Genomic DNA, 24,374 nt, shown 5'->3' on the forward strand with positions numbered 1-24,374 from the left:
ACGGCCGGCCTGGCCCCAGGTGCAGCCCGGTGCCTGACCATTCGCGCCGTCAAGGCCGACAAATCCTGGCGCGCCCGCACCACCGCGAGCATCCACCACCAACTGTGGCGCATTCAGAGACTTAATCTGCACGTTCAGATTGCGACCCGAACGCGCGGCCTTGAGGTAAGTGCCCGGTGCACCCCGCGCAGTAATCTGGCTGCCTTCCGACAATTGGGCGCGGATGACCTTGAAGTCCAGCGCCTGCTCGCCTGGCACGATAGCGATGCGCGCGTCGCGTCCCAGGTGCAACTCGCCGACGGTGACCTGAGTCACGTTCGAAGGAATCAGCAAAGTGCCGTAGTCGGCGACTTCCAGACGTTCCAGCTGCAAGGTGCTGGCCGTATTGGGTAAACGCATCAGCGAGTTGGTTTCGACGCTTACCACTTGGGCGCAAGCCAATGGGCTGATGAATGCCGCGAGCAGACAGAGATTACGCATGGGAAGCCTTCGATACGGTGGGAGCTGGAATGGTTTGCAGGTGGAACACGCCGAAAAACAGAATCTTCAGGCGATCAGCCCAGGGATGGGCGCGACCTTTGAGGCTGCGATTGCACAGCAGCACTTCCAGAAGATGAAGGATTGCCAGCAGGCCGCCGGCCAGATTGACCAACACCTGCAGCGGATAAACAAACGGCACGAGCGAATTAACCACCACCACGGCCCAGAACAGCAGGGTCAACAACTTCCCTAGTCCCCATATCACCTTCATACGCTCCCCCGCTGAGAATTATTCTTTGCGCGCACAGTAACGGCTTCCACGCGGGATAAGCCAGAGGGCAACGGAAAATTCTTCATGAGGGCCGCCGAATGGCCGTCCGGACGATCTGTTTTATCGCCAGACGGCTCTACTACGGGCCTCAGCGGTTGATGTGCAACTCTACGCGACGGTTTTTCGCGCGGCCCTCTTCCGATTCATTATCGGCAATCGGCTCGCTTTCACCCTTGCCTTCGCTGGTGAGTTTGCTTGGCGCCAGGCCCTGGCTCAACAGGTAATCCGCCACGCTGCTGGCGCGACGTTCCGAGAGTGCCTGGTTATAGGCGTCCGAACCGACACTGTCGGTGTGGCCGACCACTTTGATGCTCACCACGTCGGCGTTTTGCAACTTGGCCATCAGCGAATCGAGTTCGCTGCGTGCAGCGGGCGTCAGGTCGGATTTATTAAAGGCGAACAACACATCGTTCGCATCACTCAACGTGACGACTTCGGACTGCACGGGTTCGGCAGGTTTCACGCTGGCCGGGTATTGCGGCAGCGGGCAACCGTGATGTTCTACCGGGGTATTGGCGGGTGTATCAGGGCAGCGATCACGACGGTCGAAAACGCCATCGTCATCTTCATCCCCATCCTGGGCGTAGCAGATCAGGCCGCCCGTCAGGATGCCAAGCGCTGCGCCACCTCCTGCCCAGCCGGCACTTTCGATCGCGCCCAGGCCTCCACCGACCAGTCCGCCGATGAGGCTGCAGATTGGCCAGGTACGTTGATTTAACGGGGCAGTGCCATCGCTGTGAGTTGCGCAACCGGTCAGCAGGCCGCCTAGCAGCAGAACCGGCAAGACGGTCCTTGTGAGAACACTCATTATGAAAGCTCCTGTGTTACCGGCCCATACCGGTTACACAGGAGTAAAGACACACATCCGCGACTGCACAAGCCGCGGAGTGCGAGGGGGGTCAGCGGTTGATTTTGATTTCCGTGCGACGGTTCATCGCGCGGCCGTCAGCCGTTTTGTTGTCAGCCACCGGCTGGCTTTCACCGGCACCGGTTACAGACACGAAGCTGGCACGTGGAACGCCACTCTGGATCAGGTAATCAACGACCGAGTGCGCACGTTTATCCGACAGTTTCTGGTTGTAGGCATCGCTGCCCACGCTGTCGGTGTGACCGGTGACGGTCAGTTGCGCGGTAGAGGATTCCTGTTTCAGGCGAGAAGCGATTTTGTTGAGGACATCTTTATCGGAAGGCGTGAGCGTCGCTTTGTCGAACTGGAAGTGAACATCGCGAATGACGATGACTTCTTCCTTGACCACAACAGCCTCTTCGACAACTGGCGCTGGCACAGGTGGTGGGCAACCGTCGGCATCGACCTGCACGCCTCTAGGCGTACCCGGGCACTTGTCGCGGCTGTCCGGCACGCCATCGCCATCTTCGTCGCCATCACCGTGAACCCAGCAATAGGCCGCTGCCGTGCCGCCGATCAGCAGCGCGCCATACCCTGCCCATGCCGAGCTCTCGGTCGCGCCGAGACCAGCACCTACGACACCACCGACCGCCGCACAGGTCGGCCAGTCGGTTTTCTGCAAACCTGCGCAACCAGTCAACACACTGGTTAGCAGAACCAAGGGTAATGCTGTCCGAACTATGCTCATCTAGTTTTCTCCTGAGGGATCGGCTTAGAACCGATTCAGGGAGTAAAGACCGGAGTTTTAATCTCCGCCAGCATTAGGCCATAGCTGTTTTACGCCGTGATCACGGTTGATCGACGCTTTTCCCCTAATAGAGCGCTAGGCCCGGACCTTCGGGCAGGCTAGTCTTGGCAGCTCTGATTGAGGATCTTCGATGATTGCAGGTATTTCTGCGCGCACGCCGCAACAGGCGCTGGCCGCTTTGCTGGATCGTTACGCCCCTGCGCGCCTTCTTTTGATTGGCGCCAGCGAGTTCCCCGCGCTTGAAGCCTTCAAGCTCGCGCACCCTGACAGCTGTGTCGCGCATGCCGCACCCGGTCAATTGCCGGCAGATCTGGCGTCCCGTCGGTTCGACCTGGCGCTGGTCGTCGATTGCCTGGAACACCTGCCCAAGCGCGACGGTCTGAATTTGCTGGGAGGAATCCGCAACCTCAATGCCAGCCGAATAGCGGTGCTGGCGGACCTGCCTGCCAGTGGCTGGCAGGAAACGGATTTTTTCTCCCTGGCCCTGCAAGCCAGCGAACGCTTTCAGCGTGACGAACAGGTACTGACCCTCTTCACCTACGATCTGCTTGACTATAAGCAAGTACCCGACTGGCTCAACTCGCGGTTTTGGGCCAATCCGGAAAACTTCGGGAAATATTGGTGGTAACGCAATGAGTACTTCTATTTGCCCTTGCGGCAGCGGCACCCTGCTCGATGCCTGCTGCGGTCACTATCATGCCGGCCATCCGGCCCCCTGCGCCGAAGCCCTGATGCGTTCGCGCTACAGTGCGTATGTGCTGGGCCTGATCGACTATCTGGTCGCGACCACCCTGCCAGCGCAACGCGAAGGGCTGGATCGACAGTCCATCAGCAACTGGAGCGCGCAAAGCACCTGGCTGGGTCTGGAGGTGGAGAGCTCCGAAGTGTTCGGCGGTCAGCCGGAGCACGCATTCGTGACCTTTACCGCCCGCTGGCATGACAGCACGGGCGAACACAGCCACCGCGAGCGCTCATCGTTTGTGCAGAACGCTGCCCACTGGTACTTCATCGACCCCACCGTACAACTCAAGGCCGGTCGCAACGATGCTTGCCCTTGCGCCAGCGGGCAGAAGTTCAAGAAATGCTGTGCGAGCTACTTCGGCAGTTAAGACGAGAAACCTGTAGCAGCTGCCGAGCCTGCGAGGCTGCGTTCGAGTGCGTAGCGCTCGCTAAATGGTCGGCGAGTGCTGCGCATTCCAACGCAGCCTCGCAGGCTCGGCAGCTGCTACAGGACGTGTTCGCAGGTTTGGCGGTTGTTTCAAGCTCAAGGAGACACACAACCATGATCACCCGGCGACTCGTACTCTACTTGGTGACGCTGAGTCTTGCGCTCGGGCTCGGCGGCTGTGCGTCATGGTTCGGCGATGATGAGCCCGAGCCCCAGTTGCATCTGGTCAAAGTTGAAGTCATCCGGGCCAAGCTGCTGGAGCAAAAATTCCTGCTGCACTTTCGCGTTGATAACCCCAACGACAGTGACCTGACAGTCCGAAGCCTTGAGTACCGCATTCATTTGGGCGACATGTTGCTGACTGAAGGCGAGAACGAGCACTGGTTTACGGTCGGTCCAAAACGAAGCGCTTACTTCAAGGTGCCGATCCGCACCAATCTTTGGCCGAAGATCCGCGATGTGGTGAAAATGCTGGGAAAACCCGACCACCCTATCCCCTATCGTCTGGAAGGAGAGCTGGAAACCGGTTTATTCATCGCGCACTACGTGCACGTTGCGCGCAATGGCGTGATAATCCCCGCCGATTTAATTCCGGAGTAAACCCGATGACCCAGCAACCCCACGTTCATGGCCCAGACTGCAACCACGATCACGATCATGCCCATCACGACCACCATGATCACGACCATGGCCATGTACACGGCCCGAACTGTGGCCACGCTCACCAGGAGCCTGTGCGCAACGCCCTGAAAGACGTGGGCCGCAACGATCCTTGCCCATGCGGCAATGGCAAGAAATTCAAGAAGTGCCACGGCGCTTGATGTGAAGTTCCGGGCGATATTCCCTATCGCCTGTTGAACCGCCTTCGCCAGCAGGCTCGCGCCCACATTGGATCTATGCCCTTGTAGGAGCAAAGCTTGCTCGCGATGGAAGAGATCCGGTCTATCTGATTGATCGCGGTGCGGCTATCGCGAGCAAGCTTTGCTTCCACAGAGGTTCAAGGCTCAGGTGTTCATCAGGATTTGCCCGGTGCTCACCACCGTCGCATATTCCCCATGCAGATTCCCCAGCGACATCGCGTGCACTTCTTCGGCTGAATGCACCGTGCCAAAATAATCAGCCTTGTCGAACGTAAAGCACGCATCCTCCGCCACCCATGCGTCAAACCCCAGGTTACCGGCCGTACGCGCCGTAGACTCCACCGAGTTATTCGTCGCCACGCCCACAATCACCAACTGTTCGATCCCCTCCTGGCGCAAACTCGCTTCCAGCCCCGTCGCGCAAAACGCGTCCGGCACCTGCTTTTGAATCAGCCGTTCGCCGGCTGCAGGTTCGAACCGTGCCTGAATCTCCACGCCCGATTGCTGCGGCCAGAAAACCGAATCCGGCGAGCGCGACAGGTGTTGCACGTGAACGACCGGGCGACCCGTGCGACGCCAATGGCCCAACAACGCAAGCATCCGCTCCTCGGCGTGAGGGTTGTTGCGAGGACCGAGTCGGGGCTCCAGGATGCCTTTTTGCTGATCGATGATGATGAGTGCTGCGTTCGTCTTAAGCTCCATGCCGACATTTCTCACACTGGGTCATTGAATTTCACGCACTTGAGCATCACTTCCTCTTACAGGCAAGCCATCGAACGCAGACAGGACGACCTAATGCCAGCGGTTGCCGTTCGCCCCTAATGACGTCCCTTGATTTGGAGCACTCCATGATCGACCTTTATTACTGGACCACACCCAACGGCCACAAGATTTCGATTTTCCTGGAAGAAGCCGGCCTGCCGTACGACGTGTACCCGATCAACATTAGCCAGAACGATCAATTCAAACCCGAATTCCTGAAAATCTCCCCAAACAACAAGATCCCCGCGATCGTCGATCATGAGCCGACCGATGGCGGTGAGCCGTTGGCGCTGTTCGAGTCCGGTGCAATCCTGCTGTACCTGGCAGACAAAACCGGCAAGTTCCTGCCCAAAGACTTGCGCGGCCGCCAGCAAGCGTTGCAATGGTTGTTCTGGCAGATGGGAGGTCTGGGACCGATGGCGGGGCAAAACCATCACTTCAGCCAGTTCGCCCCGGAAAAAATCCCCTACGCGATCAAGCGCTATATCGACGAAACCGCGCGGTTGTATGGCGTACTCGACAAGCAGTTGGCCAACAACGCCTTTGTCGCCGGCGAGGAGTACAGCATTGCCGACATGGCGATCTATCCGTGGATCGTGTCCCACAAATGGCAGAGCCAGAACCTGGAGGACTTCCCGAACGTACTGCGCTGGTTCAACCACATTCAGGGGCGGCCAGCGACGGTGAAAGCCTATGCGTTGGTGGCCAAGGTCAATCCACCAAAATCCTGATGTAGAAACATCAAGATCAAAAGATCGCAGCCTGCGGCAGCTCCTACAGTATCTCGATGGACATCTGTAGAAGTTGCCGCAAGCTGCGATCATTCACGTTTAGCGGACAAATCCTGAAATAACCTTTCACCCCGCTTGCGCGCCCACCTCCTGCTCACTAACGTAGCGACTTTATTGCGTTACCACCCCGCAGGAGCTTTGCCATGGCCTCGCCAGCCCTTACTCATTTTCTTCCCCGGTTCGGCGTTGCCGCAGCAGTGGCCGGTGTTCTGAGCCTGACCGGTTGTCAGACCTTCAACACGCAGGACACCCTCCCGCCCTCCACTGGCGTGCAGCCGCTCAAGGGCTTGGCGCAAAACGTGTCGGTACGCCGCAATGCCATGGGCATGCCGTTGATCGAAAGCAACAGCTTCCACGACGCACTGTTCGCCCTCGGTTATGTGCATGCCAGCGACCGCATCACGCAAATGGTCACTCTGAGGCTGCTGGCGCAAGGCCGTCTGGCGGAAATGTCCGGTGCGGACTTGTTGGACGCCGACCGCTACATGCGTGCCGTCAACCTGAAGAAAAGCGCGGGTGAGTTGTACAAAGCGTCTTCACCGCGCCTCAAGCGCTTCTTTGAAGTCTACGCCCGGGGCGTCAACGCCTACCTGTTCCGCTACCGCGACAAGCTGCCGGCGGACCTCGCCGCCACGGGCTACAAGCCTGAGTACTGGCAACCGGAAGATTCCGCGCTGATTTTCTGCCTGCTGAACTTCAGCCAATCGGCCAACCTGCCGGAGGAGATTTCCTCGCTGATGCTGGCCCAGACCGTCACCACCGACAAGCTGGCATGGCTGACGCCGTCTGCGCCCGACGAAAAGCTGCCGGTCGCCGAAGCCGAAAAGCTCCAGGGCATCAAGCTCAACGGGCAAATTCCGGGACTCGCCGACATCAGCAAAGCCACGGCGCAACTCTCGGACCTGAATTTGCTCGGCGCCACCTCATCGAACAACTGGGCAATCGCCCCGCAACGTAGCCGCAGCGGCAAGAGCCTTTTGGCGAGCGATAGCCATGGACCACTGGGTGTGCCGTCGTTGTTCAGTTACGTGCAGATTCGCGCCCCGAAATACCAGGCCTCTGGCGTGACCATCGGCGGGTTGCCGATGGTGCTTGGCGGTTTCAACGGCAAAGTGGCGTGGAGCATGACCACGGTCATGGGCGACAACCAGGACCTGTTCCTGGAAAAAATCAAACGCCAGGGCCACGGTCTCACCTACGAGGCGGGCGGCAAATGGCAGCCCGTGATCGTTCGCAACGAAACCTACTTCGTCAAAGGCCAGCGGCCTGTTCGCGAAGCGGTATACGAAACCCGTCACGGCCCGCTGCTCAACAGTGCCCAAGGCACCACACTGGCCAACGGTTTCGGCCTGGCGTTGCAGACGCCGAACTTCACCGACGATAAGAGCCTGGACGCGTTTTTCGACTTGTCCCGAGCGCAGAATGTCGAGAAAGCCTCGGACGCCAGTCGTGAAATCCGCGCCATTGCCCTGAACCTGGTCTTCGCCGACGCCAGTAACATCGGTTGGCAAGTCACCGGCCGTTATCCAAACCGCCGCGAAGGCGAAGGCCTGCTGCCATCGCCAGGCTGGGAAGGTCGTTACGATTGGGACGGTTATGCCGACCCGATGCTCCACCCCTACGATCAGGATCCGGCCCAGGGTTGGCTCGGTACTGCAAACCAGCGCGTCATTCCCCATGGCTACGGGATGCAGTTGTCCAACTCCTGGTCGGCCCCTGAACGTGGCGAACGCATGGCTGAATTGGCCAACGCAGGCAAACACGACACGCGTAGCCTGATCGCCATGCAATACGACCAGACCACCACCTTCGCCGCCAAACTGAAGAAAATGTTTGCCGCGCCAGGCATGTCCCAGCCGCTCAAGCAGGCCATCGAAGCGTTGCCCGCAGCAGACAAAGATAAAGCCCGCGAGGCCTATACCCGCCTGATGGCATTTGACGGCAAGCTCAGCCCGACGTCCGCCGACGCGGCGATTTACGAGTTGTTCCTGCAGGAAAGCACGAAGCAAATTTTCCTCGACGAATTGGGCCCGGAAAGCAGCCCGGCATGGAAGGCGTTTATCGCCAACGGCAAGCTGTCCTACGCGGCGCAGGCCGATCATCTGTTGGGACGCGAGGACAGTCCGTTCTGGGATGACGCCCGGACACCGCAGAAGGAAGACAAACCCGCGATCCTCGCCCGCAGCCTCGCCGCGGCCATCACGGCCGGCGACAGTCTGCTGGGCGCAGATCACAAGGCCTGGCAATGGGGCAAGTTGCACGGTTATGAATGGAAAAACGCCAGCGGCCAGACTGTCCGCGGTCCACTCGCCGCCGGCGGTGATCACACCACGCTGAACACCTCGGCGTTTGCGTGGGGCCAGGATTTCAACACCACGCTGGCACCGTCCATGCGCTTCATCGTCGATTTCGGCCAGGCTGAACCGCTGATGGGCCAGAACGGCACCGGGCAGTCCGGCAATCCGGCGAGCCCGAACTACCTCAACAGCATTGATCCGTGGCTCAAGGGGCAATACATGAGTTTGCCCCTGCAGCCGCAGAACTTTGACAAGGTGTACGGGAAGACGCGGTTGACGCTGACGCCCGGAAAATAACGCAACCCCTGTAGGAGCGAGCCTGCTCGCGATAGCGGTCTATCAGCCACCCAATGAATGGCTGATGTACCGCTATCGCGAGCAGGCCCACGCCTACACAGGATTATTTTTGGCTAATAGCATTTTGATAGAACTTCCAGCCCCGCCCCATCCTCATAGCTAACAAGTCCCTCCATTTTGGTCACAGACATGGACCTTGTTATCGCCCGCCCCGAAGGCCTGTACTGCCCCGCCGGGGATTTCTACATTGACCCCTGGCGCCCCGTAGAACGATCAGTCATCACCCATGCCCACGGTGATCACGCCCGCACCGGCAATGAACATTACCTGGCCGCTGCACCTGGCGAAGGGATTTTGCGAGCGCGCCTGGGACAAGACATCAGTTTACAAACCCTGGCGTATGGCGAGCGCCTGTTGCACCACGGCGTCACCCTGAGTTTTCACCCCGCAGGCCATGTGCTCGGCTCGGCCCAGGTGCGTCTCGAGTACGGCGGCGAGGTGTGGGTCGCGTCGGGGGACTACAAAATCGAGCCCGATGGCACCTGTGCGCCTTTCGAACCGGTGCGCTGCCACACCTTCATCACCGAATCCACCTTCGGCCTGCCCATCTATCGCTGGCAACCTCAGGCTCAGGTGTTTGCCGAGATCAATCAGTGGTGGCAAGCCAATGCCGCCGAGGACAAGGCCAGCGTGCTGTTCTGTTACTCGTTCGGCAAGGCGCAACGGATTCTCCATGGCATCGACGCCAGCCTGGGTCCGATTCTGACCCATGGTGCGGTGGAACCCCTGAACCGCGTGTACCGCGAAAGTGGCGTGTACATTCCGCCGACCCTTTATGCCGGGGACATCAAGAAAAGTGACCCGATCATGCGCAAGGCGCTGGTCATCGCGCCGCCGTCGGCCGGGGGCAGTACGTGGATGCGCCGCTTCGGTGACTACAGTGACGGCTTCGCCAGTGGCTGGATGCGCTTGCGCGGAACCCGACGGCGGCGCGGAGTTGATCGTGGTTTTGTGCTTTCCGATCACGCGGACTGGCCGGGGCTGCTGTGGGCCATCGAACAGACTGGCGCGCAACGGGTCATGGTCACCCATGGCTCGGTCGCCGTGCTGGTCCGGCATTTACGCGAACAGGGTCTCGACGCCCAGGGCTTCAGCACGGAATACGGCGACGATGAGGAAGAACTCAACGCCACCGAAACTGAGACCGAGACCGCAAGCGCCGAGGTGCTGCCATGAAAGCCTTTGCGCAGTTGTATGCCGAACTCGATGCCACGACGTCGAGCAACGCCAAACTGGCCGCGATGCAGCACTACTTTGCCCAGGCTGCACCGGAAGACGCCGCGTGGGCGGTTTACTTCCTGTCCGGTGGGCGACCTCGTCAATTGGTCCCTGTGCGAATCCTGCGCGAGTTGGCGGTCGCTTTCTCCGGGCTGTCGCCCTGGTTGTTCGAAGAGAGTTATCAGGCCGTTGGCGATATGGCGGAAACCATCTCACTGGTCTTGCCCGAAGCCGTTCATAGCTCCGATGACGGACTCGCGGTGTGGATCGAAAAAAAACTCCTGCCATTGCGCGGTGAGTCACCTGAAGTGCTCGCCGAACAACTGCCCACACTGTGGTCGCAACTGGACCGGTCAAGCCTGATGCTGTGCATCAAACTGATCACGGGCAGTTTTCGTGTCGGCGTGTCCAAGCTGCTGGTCACCCGCGCCCTGGCATCAATGGCGCACTTGGACAGCAAGCGCGTTGCCCAGCGTCTTGTGGGTTACACAGACCTGTCCAACCGCCCCAGCGCGGCCAGCTACTTGAAGTTGATTGCCCCTGAATCAACCGATGAACACGCGCAGCGTGGCGGTCAGCCGTATCCGTTTTTTCTTGCACATGCGCTGTCGCAACCGGTTGAGCAATTCGAAGCATTGCTCGGCCCGGCCAGCCAGTGGCAGGTGGAATGGAAGTGGGATGGCATCCGTGCGCAAGTGGTCAAGCGCGAGGGTCGACTGTGGATCTGGTCTCGGGGTGAAGAATTGGTCACCGAACGCTTTCCCGAACTCGACAGCCTGGTTCACGGCTTGCCCGACGGCACGGTGATCGACGGCGAAATCGTCGCCTGGAAAGCCGCGCCAGTCGACACTGAAGATGCATTTGACCCACAAGCGCCCACCTCCCCGTCGGTGCAACCTTTCGCTTTGTTGCAACAGCGCATCGGTCGTAAAACCCTGGGCAAGAAAATACTCGATGAGGTGCCTGTGGTCGTGCTCGCTTACGACCTGCTGGAATGGGCCGGCGAGGACTGGCGCAACCAACCGCAGGCCGCGCGTCGAGCCCGGTTGGATCAAGTGATTGCCGACTGCGATAGCCCGGTATTGCTCGCCTCGCCGGTGCTGACGGGCGACGACTGGTTCGACCTCGCCAGGCAACGGGAAGCTTCGCGCAGCCTGGGCGTCGAAGGCATGATGCTCAAAGCCCGGGATGCCCTGTACGGGGTTGGCCGAACCAAGGACATGGGGGTCTGGTGGAAGTGGAAAGTCGACCCATACAGCGTCGATGCGGTGCTGATTTACGCGCAACGCGGCCATGGCCGCCGGGCCAGTTTGTACAGCGACTACACCTTCGCCGTCTGGGACGGTCCCGCCGATGCGAGCGAGCGCACGCTGGTGCCCTTCGCCAAGGCGTACTCAGGCTTGACCGATGAAGAAATGCGTCAGGTCGACAGCATTGTGCGCAAGACCACGGTGGAGAAGTTCGGTCCGGTGAGCAGCGTAAAACCGAGCCTGGTGTTTGAGCTGGGATTCGAGGGGATTGCCCTGTCAAAGCGGCACAAGAGCGGGATTGCCGTGCGGTTTCCGAGAATGCTGCGCTGGCGCCGGGACAAGTCGGTGGATGAGGCTGACAATCTGGCCACCTTGCAAGATCTCTTGGGCTGAACGTCACCTGTTCAGATCAGCGAGCTTAACCTCCTGTGGCGAGAGAGCTTGCTCCCGCTCGGCTGCGAAGCAGTCGCATCATCGGTGAAAGTGAATCTGAGATTAGGGCCGCTTCGCAGCGCAGCGGGAGCAAGCTCCCTCGCCACAGATTTTCCTTCGCTGATCTGATTTGGTGCGGGTAATAACTCATGCCCATTTCCGTGCGCAAACGCCCTCCTGGCATCTCACTGAACGCCTTTTAAAACACTTGTTCGGCAGTGTGGTTCAGAAATTGCTACTTTCTTTAGGTCTTACGCTTTGCAGTAACAATTCATTTGCGCCACGAGCGCTCAAATTGGTTTTTAGGGATTGAATAATGAAAAAAGCATTAATGACCCTTTCTGCACTGGCATTGTGCATGGCGGCCGGTTCCGCCATGGCCAAGGAATACAAGGAGCTGCGTTTTGGCGTTGACCCTTCCTACGCACCGTTTGAGTCGAAAGCGGCCGACGGCAACCTGGTGGGCTTTGATATCGATCTGGGGAACGCGATCTGCGCCGAACTGAAGGTCAAGTGCAAATGGGTCGAAAGTGACTTCGACGGCATGATTCCGGGCCTGAAAGCCAACAAATTCGACGGTGTGATTTCTTCGATGACCGTTACCCCGGCTCGCGAAAAGGTCATCGACTTCTCCAGCGAACTGTTCTCCGGTCCGACCGCCTATGTATTCAAAAAGGGTTCTGGCATCACTGCAGACGTCGCTTCGCTGAAGGGGAAAACCGTCGGCTACGAGCAAGGCACTATCCAGGAAGCCTATGCCAAAGCCGTTCTGGACAAGGCTGGCGTGAAAACCCAGGCCTATCAGAATCAGGATCAGGTGTATTCCGACCTGACCTCCGGTCGTCTCGACGCCGGGATCCAGGACATGCTGCAGGCCGAATTGGGCTTCCTGAAGTCGCCTAAGGGCACCGATTACGAAATCAGCAAGCCAGTTGACAGCGAACTGCTGCCAGCCAAAACGGCTATCGGTATCTCGAAAGGTAACAAAGACCTGAAGGCACTTTTGGATAAAGGTATCAAAGCGTTACACGACGATGGCACCTATGCCACCATTCAGAAGAAACACTTTGGCGATCTGAATCTGTACAGCGGCAAATAATGCCCGGCGCCCATCTCGCGATGGGCGCTTTTTCTACCTGATCAGGTTGCTGATTTATGTTCGAAAACCTCTTACAAAACCTGGGGCTCTCCGCCTTCAGCCTCAAGGGCTTCGGTCCGTTGCTGTTGGAAGGCACCTGGATGACCATCAAATTATCGGTGTTGTCGTTGCTGGTGGCCGTGTTGCTCGGCCTGCTCGGCGCCAGTGCCAAGCTGTCGAAAGTCAAACTGGTGCGCGTCCCGGCCCAGCTCTACACCACGCTGATTCGCGGCGTGCCGGACCTGGTGCTGATGCTGCTGATCTTCTACAGCCTGCAAACCTGGTTGACGTCGTTTACCGATTTCATGGAATGGGAATACATCGAGATCAACCCGTTCAGTGCCGGGGTCATTACCCTGGGCTTCATTTATGGCGCGTACTTCACCGAAACCTTCCGAGGTGCGATTCTCGCGGTCCCGCGGGGCCAGATCGAAGCGGCGACCGCCTATGGCCTCAAGCGTGGCCAGCGTTTCTGGATCGTGGTGTTTCCGCAAATGATGCGTTTTGCGTTGCCGGGCATCGGCAACAACTGGATGGTGATGCTCAAGGCCACCGCGCTGGTGTCGATCATTGGTCTGGCTGATCTGGTCAAGGCTGCCCAGGACGCCGGTAAAAGCACCTACCAACTGTTTTACTTCCTGGTGCTTGCCGCGGTGATCTACCTGCTTATCACCAGTGCTTCCAACATCGTCCTTCGCTGGCTTGAACGTCGCTACGCCGCCGGTTCCCGGGAGGCCGTACGATGATCGAGCTCCTGCAGGAATACTGGAGACCGTTCCTTTACAGTGACGGCTACCACATCACTGGCCTGGCCATGACCCTGTGGCTGCTCAGCGCATCGATCTTCATCGGCTTTCTGGTATCGATTCCGCTGTCCATCGCCAGGGTCTCGCCCAACGCTTTCGTGCGCTGGCCGGTGCAGTTCTATACCTACCTGTTCCGCGGTACGCCGCTCTATATCCAGCTGCTGATCTGCTACACCGGCATTTACAGCCTGGCCGCGATCCGCGCTCAACCGGTACTGGATGCGTTCTTTCGCGATGCGATGAACTGCACGATCCTGGCCTTCGCCTTGAATACCTGCGCGTACACCACGGAGATTTTTGCCGGGGCGATTCGCAGCATGAACCACGGTGAAGTCGAAGCGGCCAAAGCCTACGGCCTGACCGGCTGGAAGCTGTATGCCTACGTGATCATGCCTTCGGCCCTGCGCCGTTCGTTGCCTTATTACAGCAACGAAGTGATCCTGATGCTGCACTCGACAACGGTGGCCTTCACCGCAACCATTCCGGATGTACTGAAAGTGGCTCGGGACGCCAACTCGGCGACCTTCCTGACCTTCCAGTCGTTTGGCATCGCTGCGCTGATCTACCTGACCGTAACCTTTGCGCTGGTCGGCCTGTTCCGTCTCGCTGAACGCCGCTGGCTGGCCTTCCTCGGGCCGACCCACTAGCTCGCCTGTTTCAGGACATAAAAGCAAATGCGCCACCAGATACATGACTTGCTGGCCCCACTGCCCGGGACCGCGCGACAGATTCACAGCTTCCATTTCGGTCCTTCATCGGCCAACGGCAAGGTCTACATCCAGTCCTCCCTGCATGCGGACGAAATGCCCGGCATGCTGGTGGCCTGGCATCTCAAGCAGCGACTGGCGGAGCTGGAAGCCGCTGGCCGCCTGCGCAGTGAGATCGTATTGGTGCCCGTCGCCAATCCGGTGGGCCTCGAGCAGGTGCTGATGGACGTGCCGCTGGGTCGCTACGAGCTGGAAAGCGGTCAGAACTTCAACCGCTGGTTCGTCGATTTAAGCGAAGAAGTCGGCAATGAAATCGAAGGCCTGCTCGGCGATGATCCGCAGCACAACCTGGAAGTAATCCGCCGCAGCCTGCGCCAAGCGCTGGCGCGACAAAGTGCCGGCACTCAACTGCAATCCCAGCGACTGACTCTGCAACGGCTGGCCTGCGATGCCGACATGGTGCTGGACCTGCATTGCGATTTCGAAGCGGTCGCGCACCTTTACACCACGCCGGAAGCCTGGCCTCAGGTCGAGCCACTGGCTCGATACATTGGCGCTGAAGCCAGCCTGTTGGCCACTGATTCAGGAGGCCAGTCGTTTGATGAGTGCTTCACCCTGCTCTGGTGGCAACTGAAGGAGCGGTTCGGGGAGCAGTTCGACATCCCCTTGGGCAGTTTCTCGGTCACTGTCGAGTTGCGCGGCCAGGGCGACGTCAATCACCCGCTGGCCAGCCTCGATTGTCAGGCAGTGCTTGATTACCTGATCCATTTCGGTGCCATCGCCGGTGAACCGGCACCACTGCCCGAATTGCCCTACCCCGCCACGCCACTGGCGGGCGTCGAACCGGTGGCCACTCCTGTGGGCGGGTTGCTGGTGTTCACCGCGCTGCCAGGGGAATACCTGGAAGCCGGGCAACTGATTGCCGAAATCATTGACCCGATCCTGGATCGCGTCACCCCCGTCCATTGCGCGACCGCCGGGTTGATGTACGCCCGTTCGCTGCGTCGCATGGCCACTGCGGGCATGGTGATCGCCCATGTCGCGGGCACTGAAGCCTATCGCAGCGGCTATCTACTTTCGCCTTGAGGATGCATGCCCCATGTACAAACTGACCATTGAAGGCCTGCATAAAAGCTATGGCGATCATGAAGTGCTCAAAGGTGTTTCGCTCAAGGCCAACACTGGCGACGTCATCAGCCTGATCGGCGCCAGCGGTTCGGGCAAAAGTACCTTCCTGCGTTGCATCAATTTTCTCGAACAACCCAACGACGGCGCCATGACCCTGGACGGCCAGGCCATCCGCATGATCAAGGATCGCCACGGCATGCACGTCGCCGATGCCGATGAACTGCAGAAGATCCGCACCCGCCTCGCCATGGTGTTCCAGCATTTCAACCTGTGGAGCCACATGACGGTGCTTGAGAACATCAGCATGGCCCCGCGCCGTGTGCTGGGTTGCGACAAGAAGGAAGCGGAAGACCGTGCCCGACGTTACCTCGACAAGGTGGGCCTGGCGGCACGGGTGGCGGATCAATACCCGGCGTTCCTGTCCGGCGGGCAGCAACAACGGGTGGCCATTGCCCGTGCGCTGGCGATGGAACCGGAAGTCATGCTGTTTGACGAACCGACGTCGGCACTGGACCCTGAACTGGTAGGGGAAGTGCTGAAAGTGATCCAGGGCCTGGCAGAAGAAGGCCGGACCATGATCATGGTGACCCACGAAATGAGTTTTGCCCGCAAGGTCTCGAGCCAGGTCCTGTTTCTGCATCAAGGGCTGGTGGAGGAGGAAGGTGCGCCGGACGAAGTGCTGGGCAATCCGAAGAGCGAACGGCTGAAGCAATTTCTCAGCGGCAACCTCAAGTAGTTCGCGATCCCATCGTAGGAGCTGCCGCAGGCTCGGGCCGCGTTCGGACGATCTTTTGCTCTGTGTTTTTTGACAACGCAGAACATCAAGATCAAAAGATCGCAGCCTGCGGCAGCTCCTACAGTTCGTGCCATGTGATTAAACCTTTCTGGCGTTGCCGCGGTCACTGAAAGAAGACTTTCAGAGCGCACGCCGTCGGCATGGGAACCTCTACCAACTTCGCGAAACAATGGTTCACCGCGCGCGGCTGGACGCCATTCGCCTTTCAGAAACAGGTGTGGAAAGCCGTAAAAGAGGGCCATTGCGGTTTGCTGCACGCCAGTACCGGTGCCGGGAAAACCTATGCACTCTGGTTTGCGGCGCTTAATCGCTACGCCTCTTCTGTCCCTTCCGTTGTCACCCCTCGCAAACGAAAGCCGATTGCCGAACCCCTCACGGTGCTGTGGATAACGCCTATGCGCGCATTGGCGGCCGATACCGCGCGCGCGCTGGAAGCACCGCTGCAGGACTTGCAGATCCCATGGAGCGTGGGCCTGCGCACCGGCGACACCAGCAGCAGTGAGCGCGCGCGCCAGAGCCGGCGTCTGCCTACTACGTTGATTACCACTCCGGAAAGTTTGACGCTGATGCTTGCCCGCGCCGATTCACACACTGCGTTATCGACGTTGCGCATGGTAGTGGTGGATGAGTGGCATGAACTGCTGGGCAACAAGCGCGGCGTGCAACTGCAACTGGCCCTCGCTCGATTGCGCCGCTGGAACCCGCAGTTAATCGTGTGGGGCGTTTCAGCAACGCTGGGTAACCAATCCCACGCCGAGCAGGTCCTGATCCCACAGGGGGGCGGCATCAGTGTTCAAGGTCAGAACGGCAAGGAACTGCGGATCGACACACTGTTACCGCCTGCCATCGAACGCTTTCCATGGGCCGGGCACATCGGTTTGAAGATGTTGCCCCAGGTGGTCGAGGAACTTGAATCGAGCCCCAGCACCCTGGTGTTCACCAACACCCGCGCTCAATCAGAGATCTGGTATCAGGCGTTGCTGGAAGCTCGACCGGATTGGGCAGGATTGATCGCGCTGCACCACAGCTCGCTCTCTCGAGACACCCGTGACTGGGTCGAGCGTGCGCTCAAGGACGGTCAGCTCAAAGCGGTGGTCTGTACGTCCAGCCTGGATTTGGGGGTGGACTTCCTGCCGGTGGAACGGGTGCTGCAAATCGGCTCGGCCAAAGGCGTAGCGCGGCTGATGCAGCGGGCGGGGCGCTCCGGTCATGCGCCGGGACGAGTGTCCCGCGTAACGCTGGTGCCGACTCACAGTCTTGAATTGATTGAGGCCGCCGCCGCTCAGGACGCGGTGGCACAACGTCGGATCGAGCCGCGTCGCTCTCCGCAAAAATCGCTGGACGTGTTGGTGCAGCACTTGGTCAGCATGGCGTTGGGTGGCGGGTTTTTACCTGACGAGTTGTACGAAGAAGTACGCGGTGCCTGGGCCTATCGCGACCTAAGCCCGACCGACTGGGTGTGGGCGCTTGCTTTCGTACGCCATGGCGGGCTTTCTCTGACGGCCTATCCGGATTATCGACGGGCCGAACCTGATGAACATGGGGTATGGCGTGTCCCCGATGCACGATTGGCGCGCCGGCACCGCATGAGCATCGGCACGATCGTCAGCGATGCGAGCATCCAGTTGAAATTCTGGAGCAAGGGCGGGGGTGGCAAGCAGTTGGGCAGTGTTGAAGAGGGGTTCATCGCACGGTTAAAACCTGGCGACGGATTTCTGTTCGCCGGTCGGTTGCTGGAGTTGGTGCGGGTTGAAAACATGACCGCCTACGTCAAGCGCAGCACGGTAAAAAAAGCCGCAGTGCCCCGCTGGAATGGTGGACGGATGCCACTGTCCAGCGAGTTGGCGAATGCTGTGGTCAGGCGCTTCAGTGAGGCGGCACAAGGTGAGTTTGCCGGCCCGGAAATGAAGGCGTTGCGCCCCTTACTGGACGTACAGCAACGCTGGTCTGCACTGCCGACCGAGTCCAGTCTACTGGCAGAAGCGTTGAAGTCCCGCGAAGGCTGGCACCTTTTCCTCTACCCCTTCGCGGGGCGGCAGGTTCACTTGGGGCTGGCGAGCTTGCTGGCATGGCGGGTCAGTCAACGATTGCCGGTGACATTTTCGATTGCGGTCAATGATTACGGACTGGAACTGCTCAGCGCTACTTATGTGGATTGGTCTGAACACCTGAATCGCGATCTGTTGACGCCTGAGTATCTGCTGGCTGATGTGCTCGCCAGCCTGAATGCCGGCGAACTGGCTTTGCGCCGTTTCCGTGAAATCGCACGAATTGCCGGGCTGGTGTTCGCAGGCTATCCGGGCGCGCCCAAAAGCACCCGCCAGGTGCAGGCGTCTAGCGGGCTGTTTTTTGAAGTGTTCAAACAGTACGACGCCGACAATCTACTGCTGGCCCAGGCAGGGGAAGAGGTGTTAAGGGAGGAATTGGATGTCGATCGACTGGAGCAAACCCTGGAACGAATCAGTGAGCTGAGGCTCGATCTGCATCACATCAAGCGTCCCACGCCACTCGGATTTCCATTGTTGGTTGAGCGCATGCGCGAAAGCATGAGTTCGGAAAAGCTCTCAGACCGTATCCGGCGCATGGTCGGCGATCTGGAGAAAGTCGCGCAAACAGGGAAAGCCTGATGAGCACGCCTTATCCCGTTCGACTCGCTGGTGAAGACCTTTGGCTGCTGCCGGAAAAGGCGATTTACTGGCCCGCGCAACAAGCGCTGTTGATTGCAGATGTGCATTTCGGCAAGGCCGCGGCTTATCGGAGCCTTGGGCAACCCGTCCCTCAAGGCACCACGTCGCAGAACATTGCTGTGCTGGACCAATTGCTGGCCGCCCTGCCCTGTCGTCAGCTGATCTTTCTTGGGGACTTTCTCCATGGACCCGGCTCACATGCCAGCGCCACGCTAGAGGCCCTGGCGCAATGGCGCAGGCGGCACATCGACCTGCCCATGACGCTGATCCGGGGCAATCACGACAAGCGTGCCGGTGATCCTCCAGAGTCGTTGAACATCAGGGTGGTGCCCGAGCCACTGTTGCTGGGGCCGTTTGCACTGCAACATGAGCCGACGCCACACCCAGACAGACACGTGCTGGCGGGCCACGTACATCCCGTCTATCGGCTGACCGGTCGAGGTCGGCAGCGTTTACGGCTGGCGTGTTTCAGGCTCGGCGAAGCCATCAGCTTGCTGCCGGCCTTTGGCGCGTTTACAGGGGGCTATCAGGTCGAGGGAGACGACAGTTGCAGAATATTCGTCATTGGCGATAACGACATATGGCCGGTGAACCCGAACCTGTAGGAGCAAAGCTTGCTCGCGATAGCGTTTCCCCAGTCAACGTCTTCGTCGATTGAAAAACCGCCATCGCGAGCAAGCTTTGCTCCTACACACCCTTTTTTTGCGCGTGTCATCAAGCGACAGGCGCGGGTGGCGGCTCATCCGGCAAGGTAGGCTCGCCAGGTTCGGTGGGTTGTTCATTCGGGGTATCAGGATCAGGCTGACCGGGGATGCCCCCTGCCATGCTGATTGGCGGGTGTGCCAACAAGGACCAGGCCAACACGCCAACCTGATTGGGCTCAAGCCTTGCCAGTTCGGCACTTATTCGCGGATCGATCTTCATTAGAGCACTCCTGAGCAATGGCCCGGTCCGCTGTGCGCGAACCGGGCAGTACACCCAATAGAGTGTCTACCCGCTCAAGAATTCCCACTGCCCGTCAGATCAATGACTCAAGTGCGAGGCAAGGTGACGCCGAGTTGGCCCTGGTACTTGCCGCCACGGTCCTTGTAGGACACTTCGCACTCTTCGTCGGATTCGAAGAACAGCATCTGTGCGACACCTTCGTTGGCGTAGATTTTCGCCGGCAACGTGGTGGTGTTGGAGAACTCCAGGGTCACGTGACCTTCCCACTCAGGCTCGAGCGGCGTTACGTTGACGATAATGCCGCAACGGGCATAGGTGCTTTTACCCAGGCAGATGGTCAGCACATTGCGCGGAATGCGAAAGAATTCCACGGTGCGAGCCAGGGCGAACGAATTCGGCGGGATGATGCAGACATCGCTCTTGACGTCGACAAAGCTCTTCTCATCGAAGTTTTTCGGATCGACGGTTGCCGAATTGATGTTGGTGAACACTTTGAATTCATCGGCACAACGGACGTCGTAGCCGTAGCTCGACACACCATAGGAAATCACTCGGTCGGCGCCCTCTCCGCGCACCTGGCGCTCGACGAAAGGATCGATCATGCCGTGCTCTTGCGCCATGCGGCGAATCCACTTGTCCGATTTGATGCTCATGGCGGTTGTCCTGAATAGCGAGGTGGAAAAAATCTGTCCGGCATCTTACCGGGCGCGCGCCGCCTGTTCAAAGTTCGCTGTACAATTCTCGGCATCCCCCCCGTTTTTCAGGGCCTTGACGATAATTCGCTGCACCGTCAGTCACGAAAACAAAGAAACCTTCGCAAGAAGCATTGGCACGTTCCGGAAAAAGGGTTAAGGTGGCGCCACTGTGCTGCTTGTGTCACTGAGAATCTCTACACGATATGTTGAATTTCGATCCAACCATCTACAAGAATTTTTCCTGCTCTTTGCACTCAGTCTCGGCCAGGGTTCTTCCTGCGTCGCAGTTATCTTTGTTCAAGGAGTTACACCATGTCTAATCGCCAAACCGGTACCGTTAAGTGGTTCAACGATGAAAAAGGCTTCGGCTTCATCACTCCACAATCCGGTGACGACCTGTTCGTTCACTTCAAAGCTATCCAATCCGACGGCTTCAAAAGCCTGAAAGAAGGCCAACAGGTTTCTTTCATCGCTACCCGCGGTCAGAAAGGCATGCAAGCTGAAGAAGTTCAAGTTATCTAACTTGTACTTGCTTTAGTAAAAGGCCCCGCCCTCAAAAGCGGGGCTTTTTTGTGCCTGTGTGTTTTTGCCGGGTACAAAAAGATCGCAGCCTGCTACAGCCCCAACAAATGGAATTCGATTCCCTGTGGGAGCTGCCCCAGACTGCGATCTTTTGACCTTTTAGCGATTTACCAGGCGACGCCAAACCCTGCGGTGTAACGGGTCTTGCTCAGGTCAGCCTCATCGCTACCGGAAATAATGTCTCGCTCAGCCTTCAGGTTAAGCGATGCCCAGTCGGTCACTTTGTAGCGCAACCCGACTTCGGCATCCAGCGCGTAATCCGCTACGCCGCTCAGCGGCTTGCCCACCTCGCCGTTGGTGAAGAACTCCACCTTCTTGCCGATCAGGTAACGGTTGTAGTCCCACTTCATCGCCAGGGAATAGAAGTTCTCTTTGCCACCGTCCGAGTATTCATAATCCGTGCGGTTGACCAGCGACCCCAGGGAGAATGCGCCCAACTCGTCATCCCAGAACTGGTAACCAGGGCCCGTACCGACGGTACGCTGGCGGGCAAGGTCTTCAACCTTGTCACGCTTGTAGACCAGGCGACCCTGCCAGAACCATTTTTCGGTCAGGAAGCGGTCGAGGGAGTACTCACCACGCCAGTTGTCAGTCGTGACGACATCATCCTGAAATTCCCGGTTGTACTCGCCTTCTGCCGTGTGACGCCACCGACCATGGCGAGCAGTGGTCTTGAAGTCTACGTCGTAGTCATCGGTGTCTTTCTCTGCCCGCTGATAATCCAGCGCCAGATCGACATTCCCCTTCCACACCAGATCTTCGACCACTGGTTTGGGCTTGAGGATCTGCTGGATGCTGGCCAGCTCGACGGTTTTGGGAGCCTCGCCATTGGCCAGTATCACCTTGCCTTCGTCCGCCGCGTGCAGGGACTTGGCCCTTTCGCCGGTGTAAGCGTCCTGTTTGACCAGCAACTCCTGGTCGCTTTCCAACGTTTTGACCTGTTTCCAGTCAATCGGAATAGCACCAGCGTACTCCGTCTGAATCAACAGCTTGCCGCCATCGAACAGAGTGATTTTGCCGCTCAGCTTGTCACCGTTCTTTAACCATACGGTGTCGGCGAGCAAGGGTGTGGATGCACTGAAGACAGCGAGGCACAGCAGGGTTCTGGACACCATAAGCAAATACAGGCTCAAGTTTGCGAAAAAAAGTCGGCATTATCCTTACGAATAAGACCCTAGCAAGGACTGACCCGACTATTTCTATTGAGTTCATTTCTCAACTGGCAATTCAGGACTTACTCTAAAGGCAGGAATGCGACCCTTCTTCAGGAACTGCGCACGTGACAGACCCGACCACTGAAATTGAAAGCGCCGCACAAATCAGACGTACGGCCCTCTACCTGACGTTGGCTCAAGTGCCCGAAGGCAAAGTCGTCAGCTATGGTCAACTCGCGGAACTGGCTGGACTCGGTCGTGCTGCCCGCTATGTCGGACGCACACTGAGCCAACTGCCCGGTGACACCAAACTGCCATGGCACCGGGTCCTCGGTTCTGGTGGGCGGATCAGCCTGCCTGTGGGCAGCGCTTCCGGGGATGAACAACGTGCTCGATTGCGCGAGGAAGGCATCAGTATCCTGAATAATCGTGTTGATATTCAGCGCCATGGCTGGCGTCCGGTAGAGCACAGCGGTTAGAGTGCGCGCTTTGTTTCCGTAATCTTGAGGCAGACTCCAGCCCATGCCCCGTAAAACCTGGCGCGCCGCGCTCGCCGCCTATGCCAGCCCTTCAACACTCGTGCTGTTGCTGCTGGGTTTCGCCGCCGGCCTGCCGTACATGCTGGTGTTTTCAACACTTTCCGTCTGGTTGCGTGAAGCCGGTGTGGCTCGCGAAACCATCGGCTATGCAAGCCTGATCGGTCTGGCCTACGCCTTTAAATGGGTCTGGTCACCGTTGCTGGATCAATGGCGCCTGCCATTTCTCGGCAAACTCGGTCGTCGACGCTCCTGGCTGGTGCTTTCACAAGCCCTGGTGATCCTCGGTTTGGTCGGGATGGGTTTCTGCGACCCGCAAAAACACTTGTCCTGGTTGATCGCAATCGCGGTCATCGTAGCCTTCGCCTCGGCCACGCAAGACATCGCGGTCGATGCCTATCGGCTGGAAATCGCCGAGGACAGTCGCCAGGCAGCACTGGCCGCTGCCTATATGTCCGGCTATCGAATCGCCGCACTGCTGGCCACCGCTGGCGCGCTGTTCTTTGCAGAAGGCTTCGGCTCCACCGGCTTCAATTATCAACATTCGGCCTGGGCGGGCACGTATGTGTTGTTCGGCGCCCTGATGATTCCAGCGCTGTTGACCACCCTGTTCATGCGCGAGCCTCCGGTGCCCCTGCGCACTCAACTTCAGGCCGGGCGTTACAGCTTTGCGCATCAATTGATGTCCGTGTTTGTGCTGATCGTGCTGCTGGTCTCCGTACCGGCCATGTTCACGCAGCTCTATAACACCGACTTCGCCAGCGTACTGTTCGAGGGCGTGAGCCTGCTGGACCTGCTGCTACAGGACCGCGCCTTCTTGCGTGCGATCCTTTACACCACACTTACCTTGATGTGCTTGTCCGCCGTAGGCCGTCGCGGCCTCGCGCCGGTACTCACGCCGGTGAACGACTTCATTCTGCGTTACCGCTGGCAGGCGTTCCTGCTGCTTGGTCTGATCGCCACCTATCGAATGTCCGATACGGTAATGGGCGTCATGGCCAACGTGTTCTACATCGACCAGGGCTTCACCAAGGATCAGATCGCCAGCGTCAGCAAGATTTTCGGCCTGATCATGACCCTCGTCGGCGCCGGCATGGGTGGCCTGCTGATCGTTCGTTTCGGTATTTTGCCGATACTGCTCATCGGCGGCATTGCGTCGGCCGGCACGAACTTGTTGTTCCTGATGCTCGCCGACATGGGCGCCAACCTGAACATGCTGATCGCCACCATCTCCCTGGACAACTTCAGCTCGGGGCTGGCGACTTCAGCGTTTGTCGCCTACCTGTCGAGCCTCACCAACCTCAAGTTCTCGGCCACCCAGTACGCCTTGTTGAGCTCGATCATGCTGTTGTTACCGCGCCTGATTGGTGGCTACTCAGGGGTCATGGTGGAAAAGTTCGGTTATCACAATTTCTTCCTGATCACCGCCCTGCTAGGCGTTCCCACGCTTCTGCTGATCATCTTGCACTGGTACCAGGAAAGCCGTCGTGCGGGTCCGACGCCGACGCCGGATCCGATTCCCACGCAGGTAGCGGAAGAGTCCTAGGACGCTACCCGCAAAGTCTCGCAGGGGCGCGGTGATTCGCTCGACCCTGCGAC

The 24,374-nt window shown here is 58.8% G+C and carries 25 protein-coding genes and 1 pseudogene; 18 read left to right on the plus strand and 8 right to left on the minus strand.

Annotated elements, in window-relative coordinates:
• The 4 genes and pseudogenes from GBC55_RS20235 to GBC55_RS20250 form a co-directional block, all read right to left on the minus strand.
• A pseudogene (locus GBC55_RS20235) lies at positions 1–480 on the minus strand (collagen-like protein); the annotation flags it as partial.
• Positions 473–751: a DUF1145 domain-containing protein gene (locus GBC55_RS20240; RefSeq protein ID WP_162439060.1), complete on the minus strand. Its 279-nt coding sequence runs from the start codon at positions 749–751 to the stop codon at positions 473–475. The gene GBC55_RS20240 and the pseudogene GBC55_RS20235, both read right to left, overlap by 8 nt.
• A gap of 148 nt (positions 752–899) precedes the next feature.
• Positions 900–1,619 (minus strand): OmpA family protein, encoded by a 720-nt coding sequence (locus GBC55_RS20245; protein WP_162439061.1) that lies wholly within the window; start codon positions 1,617–1,619, stop codon positions 900–902.
• Between the two features lie 91 nt (positions 1,620–1,710).
• Positions 1,711–2,406, minus strand: a complete 696-nt coding sequence (locus tag GBC55_RS20250) for an OmpA family protein (RefSeq protein WP_162439062.1) — start codon at positions 2,404–2,406, stop codon at positions 1,711–1,713.
• Positions 2,407–2,596: 190 nt separating this feature from the next.
• Here GBC55_RS20250 and GBC55_RS20255 point away from each other — a divergent pair, with 190 nt between their 5' ends.
• The 4 genes from GBC55_RS20255 to GBC55_RS20270 all read left to right on the plus strand — a co-directional run bounded on the left by GBC55_RS20255 (position 2,597) and on the right by GBC55_RS20270 (position 4,455).
• Positions 2,597–3,094, plus strand: coding sequence for a DUF6231 family protein (locus GBC55_RS20255; RefSeq protein WP_162439063.1), 498 nt, complete (start codon positions 2,597–2,599; stop codon positions 3,092–3,094).
• A gap of 4 nt (positions 3,095–3,098) precedes the next feature.
• Complete coding sequence (locus tag GBC55_RS20260; protein ID WP_162439064.1) at positions 3,099–3,575, plus strand: YchJ family protein; 477 nt, start codon at positions 3,099–3,101, stop codon at positions 3,573–3,575.
• 173 nt (positions 3,576–3,748) lie between these two features.
• On the plus strand, positions 3,749–4,234 hold the full coding sequence (locus GBC55_RS20265) for an LEA type 2 family protein (protein WP_162439065.1): 486 nt from the start codon (positions 3,749–3,751) through the stop codon (positions 4,232–4,234).
• Between the two features lie 5 nt (positions 4,235–4,239).
• Positions 4,240–4,455 (plus strand): SEC-C metal-binding domain-containing protein, encoded by a 216-nt coding sequence (locus GBC55_RS20270; protein ID WP_162439066.1) that lies wholly within the window; start codon positions 4,240–4,242, stop codon positions 4,453–4,455.
• Between the two features lie 183 nt (positions 4,456–4,638).
• Here GBC55_RS20270 and GBC55_RS20275 read toward each other — a convergent pair whose 3' ends face one another.
• On the minus strand, positions 4,639–5,196 hold the full coding sequence (locus GBC55_RS20275) for a cysteine hydrolase family protein (RefSeq protein WP_162439067.1): 558 nt from the start codon (positions 5,194–5,196) through the stop codon (positions 4,639–4,641).
• Positions 5,197–5,342: 146 nt separating this feature from the next.
• On the opposite strand from GBC55_RS20275, the gene GBC55_RS20280 reads away from it, so the two are divergent.
• The 11 genes from GBC55_RS20280 to pdeM all read left to right on the plus strand — a co-directional run bounded on the left by GBC55_RS20280 (position 5,343) and on the right by pdeM (position 19,468).
• Entirely contained in the window at positions 5,343–5,987 is a 645-nt protein-coding gene (locus GBC55_RS20280; RefSeq protein WP_162439068.1) for a glutathione binding-like protein, read from the plus strand.
• Positions 5,988–6,190: 203 nt separating this feature from the next.
• Positions 6,191–8,641, plus strand: a complete 2,451-nt coding sequence (locus GBC55_RS20285) for a penicillin acylase family protein (protein WP_162439069.1) — start codon at positions 6,191–6,193, stop codon at positions 8,639–8,641.
• Between the two features lie 189 nt (positions 8,642–8,830).
• The gene (locus GBC55_RS20290; RefSeq protein ID WP_162439070.1) at positions 8,831–9,877 is read left to right on the plus strand and encodes a ligase-associated DNA damage response exonuclease; all 1,047 of its coding nucleotides are present in this window, start codon (positions 8,831–8,833) and stop codon (positions 9,875–9,877) included.
• On the plus strand, positions 9,874–11,562 hold the full coding sequence (locus tag GBC55_RS20295; RefSeq protein ID WP_162439071.1) for an ATP-dependent DNA ligase: 1,689 nt from the start codon (positions 9,874–9,876) through the stop codon (positions 11,560–11,562). The genes GBC55_RS20290 and GBC55_RS20295 overlap by 4 nt, the downstream gene beginning before the upstream one ends.
• Before the next feature lie 355 nt (positions 11,563–11,917).
• Complete coding sequence (locus GBC55_RS20300; protein WP_162439072.1) at positions 11,918–12,700, plus strand: transporter substrate-binding domain-containing protein; 783 nt, start codon at positions 11,918–11,920, stop codon at positions 12,698–12,700.
• 56 nt (positions 12,701–12,756) lie between these two features.
• Complete coding sequence (locus tag GBC55_RS20305; RefSeq protein ID WP_162439073.1) at positions 12,757–13,485, plus strand: ABC transporter permease; 729 nt, start codon at positions 12,757–12,759, stop codon at positions 13,483–13,485.
• Positions 13,482–14,192 carry an ABC transporter permease gene (locus tag GBC55_RS20310; RefSeq protein WP_162439074.1) on the plus strand — a complete coding sequence of 237 codons (711 nt, stop codon included), beginning with the start codon at positions 13,482–13,484 and terminating at the stop codon, positions 14,190–14,192. The genes GBC55_RS20305 and GBC55_RS20310 overlap by 4 nt, the downstream gene beginning before the upstream one ends.
• A 27-nt stretch (positions 14,193–14,219) precedes the next feature.
• Complete coding sequence (locus GBC55_RS20315) at positions 14,220–15,338, plus strand: succinylglutamate desuccinylase/aspartoacylase family protein (protein WP_162439075.1); 1,119 nt, start codon at positions 14,220–14,222, stop codon at positions 15,336–15,338.
• 13 nt (positions 15,339–15,351) lie between these two features.
• A complete protein-coding gene (locus tag GBC55_RS20320; RefSeq protein ID WP_162439076.1) occupies positions 15,352–16,116 on the plus strand; it encodes an ATP-binding cassette domain-containing protein in 765 nt (254 codons plus the stop codon).
• Between the two features lie 200 nt (positions 16,117–16,316).
• The gene (locus GBC55_RS20325) at positions 16,317–18,803 is read left to right on the plus strand and encodes a ligase-associated DNA damage response DEXH box helicase (protein WP_162439077.1); all 2,487 of its coding nucleotides are present in this window, start codon (positions 16,317–16,319) and stop codon (positions 18,801–18,803) included.
• The gene (pdeM, locus tag GBC55_RS20330; protein ID WP_162439078.1) at positions 18,803–19,468 is read left to right on the plus strand and encodes a ligase-associated DNA damage response endonuclease PdeM; all 666 of its coding nucleotides are present in this window, start codon (positions 18,803–18,805) and stop codon (positions 19,466–19,468) included. Before GBC55_RS20325 ends, pdeM begins: the two co-directional genes overlap by 1 nt.
• 109 nt (positions 19,469–19,577) lie before the next feature.
• Here pdeM and GBC55_RS20335 read toward each other — a convergent pair whose 3' ends face one another.
• Positions 19,578–19,787 carry a hypothetical protein gene (locus GBC55_RS20335; RefSeq protein ID WP_017336784.1) on the minus strand — a complete coding sequence of 70 codons (210 nt, stop codon included), beginning with the start codon at positions 19,785–19,787 and terminating at the stop codon, positions 19,578–19,580.
• Positions 19,788–19,894: 107 nt separating this feature from the next.
• Positions 19,895–20,461, minus strand: a complete 567-nt coding sequence (gene dcd / locus GBC55_RS20340; RefSeq protein ID WP_162439079.1) for a dCTP deaminase — start codon at positions 20,459–20,461, stop codon at positions 19,895–19,897.
• Positions 20,462–20,815: 354 nt separating this feature from the next.
• Between dcd and GBC55_RS20345 the strand changes: the two genes are divergently transcribed.
• A complete protein-coding gene (locus tag GBC55_RS20345) occupies positions 20,816–21,025 on the plus strand; it encodes a cold-shock protein (RefSeq protein WP_002554837.1) in 210 nt (69 codons plus the stop codon).
• A gap of 167 nt (positions 21,026–21,192) precedes the next feature.
• Here the strand turns inward: GBC55_RS20345 and GBC55_RS20350 are convergent, their stop codons facing one another.
• Positions 21,193–22,200, minus strand: coding sequence for a DUF481 domain-containing protein (locus tag GBC55_RS20350; protein ID WP_162439080.1), 1,008 nt, complete (start codon positions 22,198–22,200; stop codon positions 21,193–21,195).
• Positions 22,201–22,364: 164 nt separating this feature from the next.
• Between GBC55_RS20350 and GBC55_RS20355 the strand changes: the two genes are divergently transcribed.
• Together GBC55_RS20355 and GBC55_RS20360 are read left to right on the plus strand one after the other, a co-directional pair.
• Positions 22,365–22,718: an MGMT family protein gene (locus GBC55_RS20355; protein ID WP_162439081.1), complete on the plus strand. Its 354-nt coding sequence runs from the start codon at positions 22,365–22,367 to the stop codon at positions 22,716–22,718.
• A 43-nt stretch (positions 22,719–22,761) separates the two neighbouring features.
• The gene (locus GBC55_RS20360; RefSeq protein WP_162439082.1) at positions 22,762–24,321 is read left to right on the plus strand and encodes an AmpG family muropeptide MFS transporter; all 1,560 of its coding nucleotides are present in this window, start codon (positions 22,762–22,764) and stop codon (positions 24,319–24,321) included.
• The last annotated feature ends 53 nt before the right edge of the window (positions 24,322–24,374 follow it).

It is taken from the genome of Pseudomonas sp. TNT3 (assembly GCF_010095445.2).
GTDB lineage: Bacteria > Pseudomonadota > Gammaproteobacteria > Pseudomonadales > Pseudomonadaceae > Aquipseudomonas.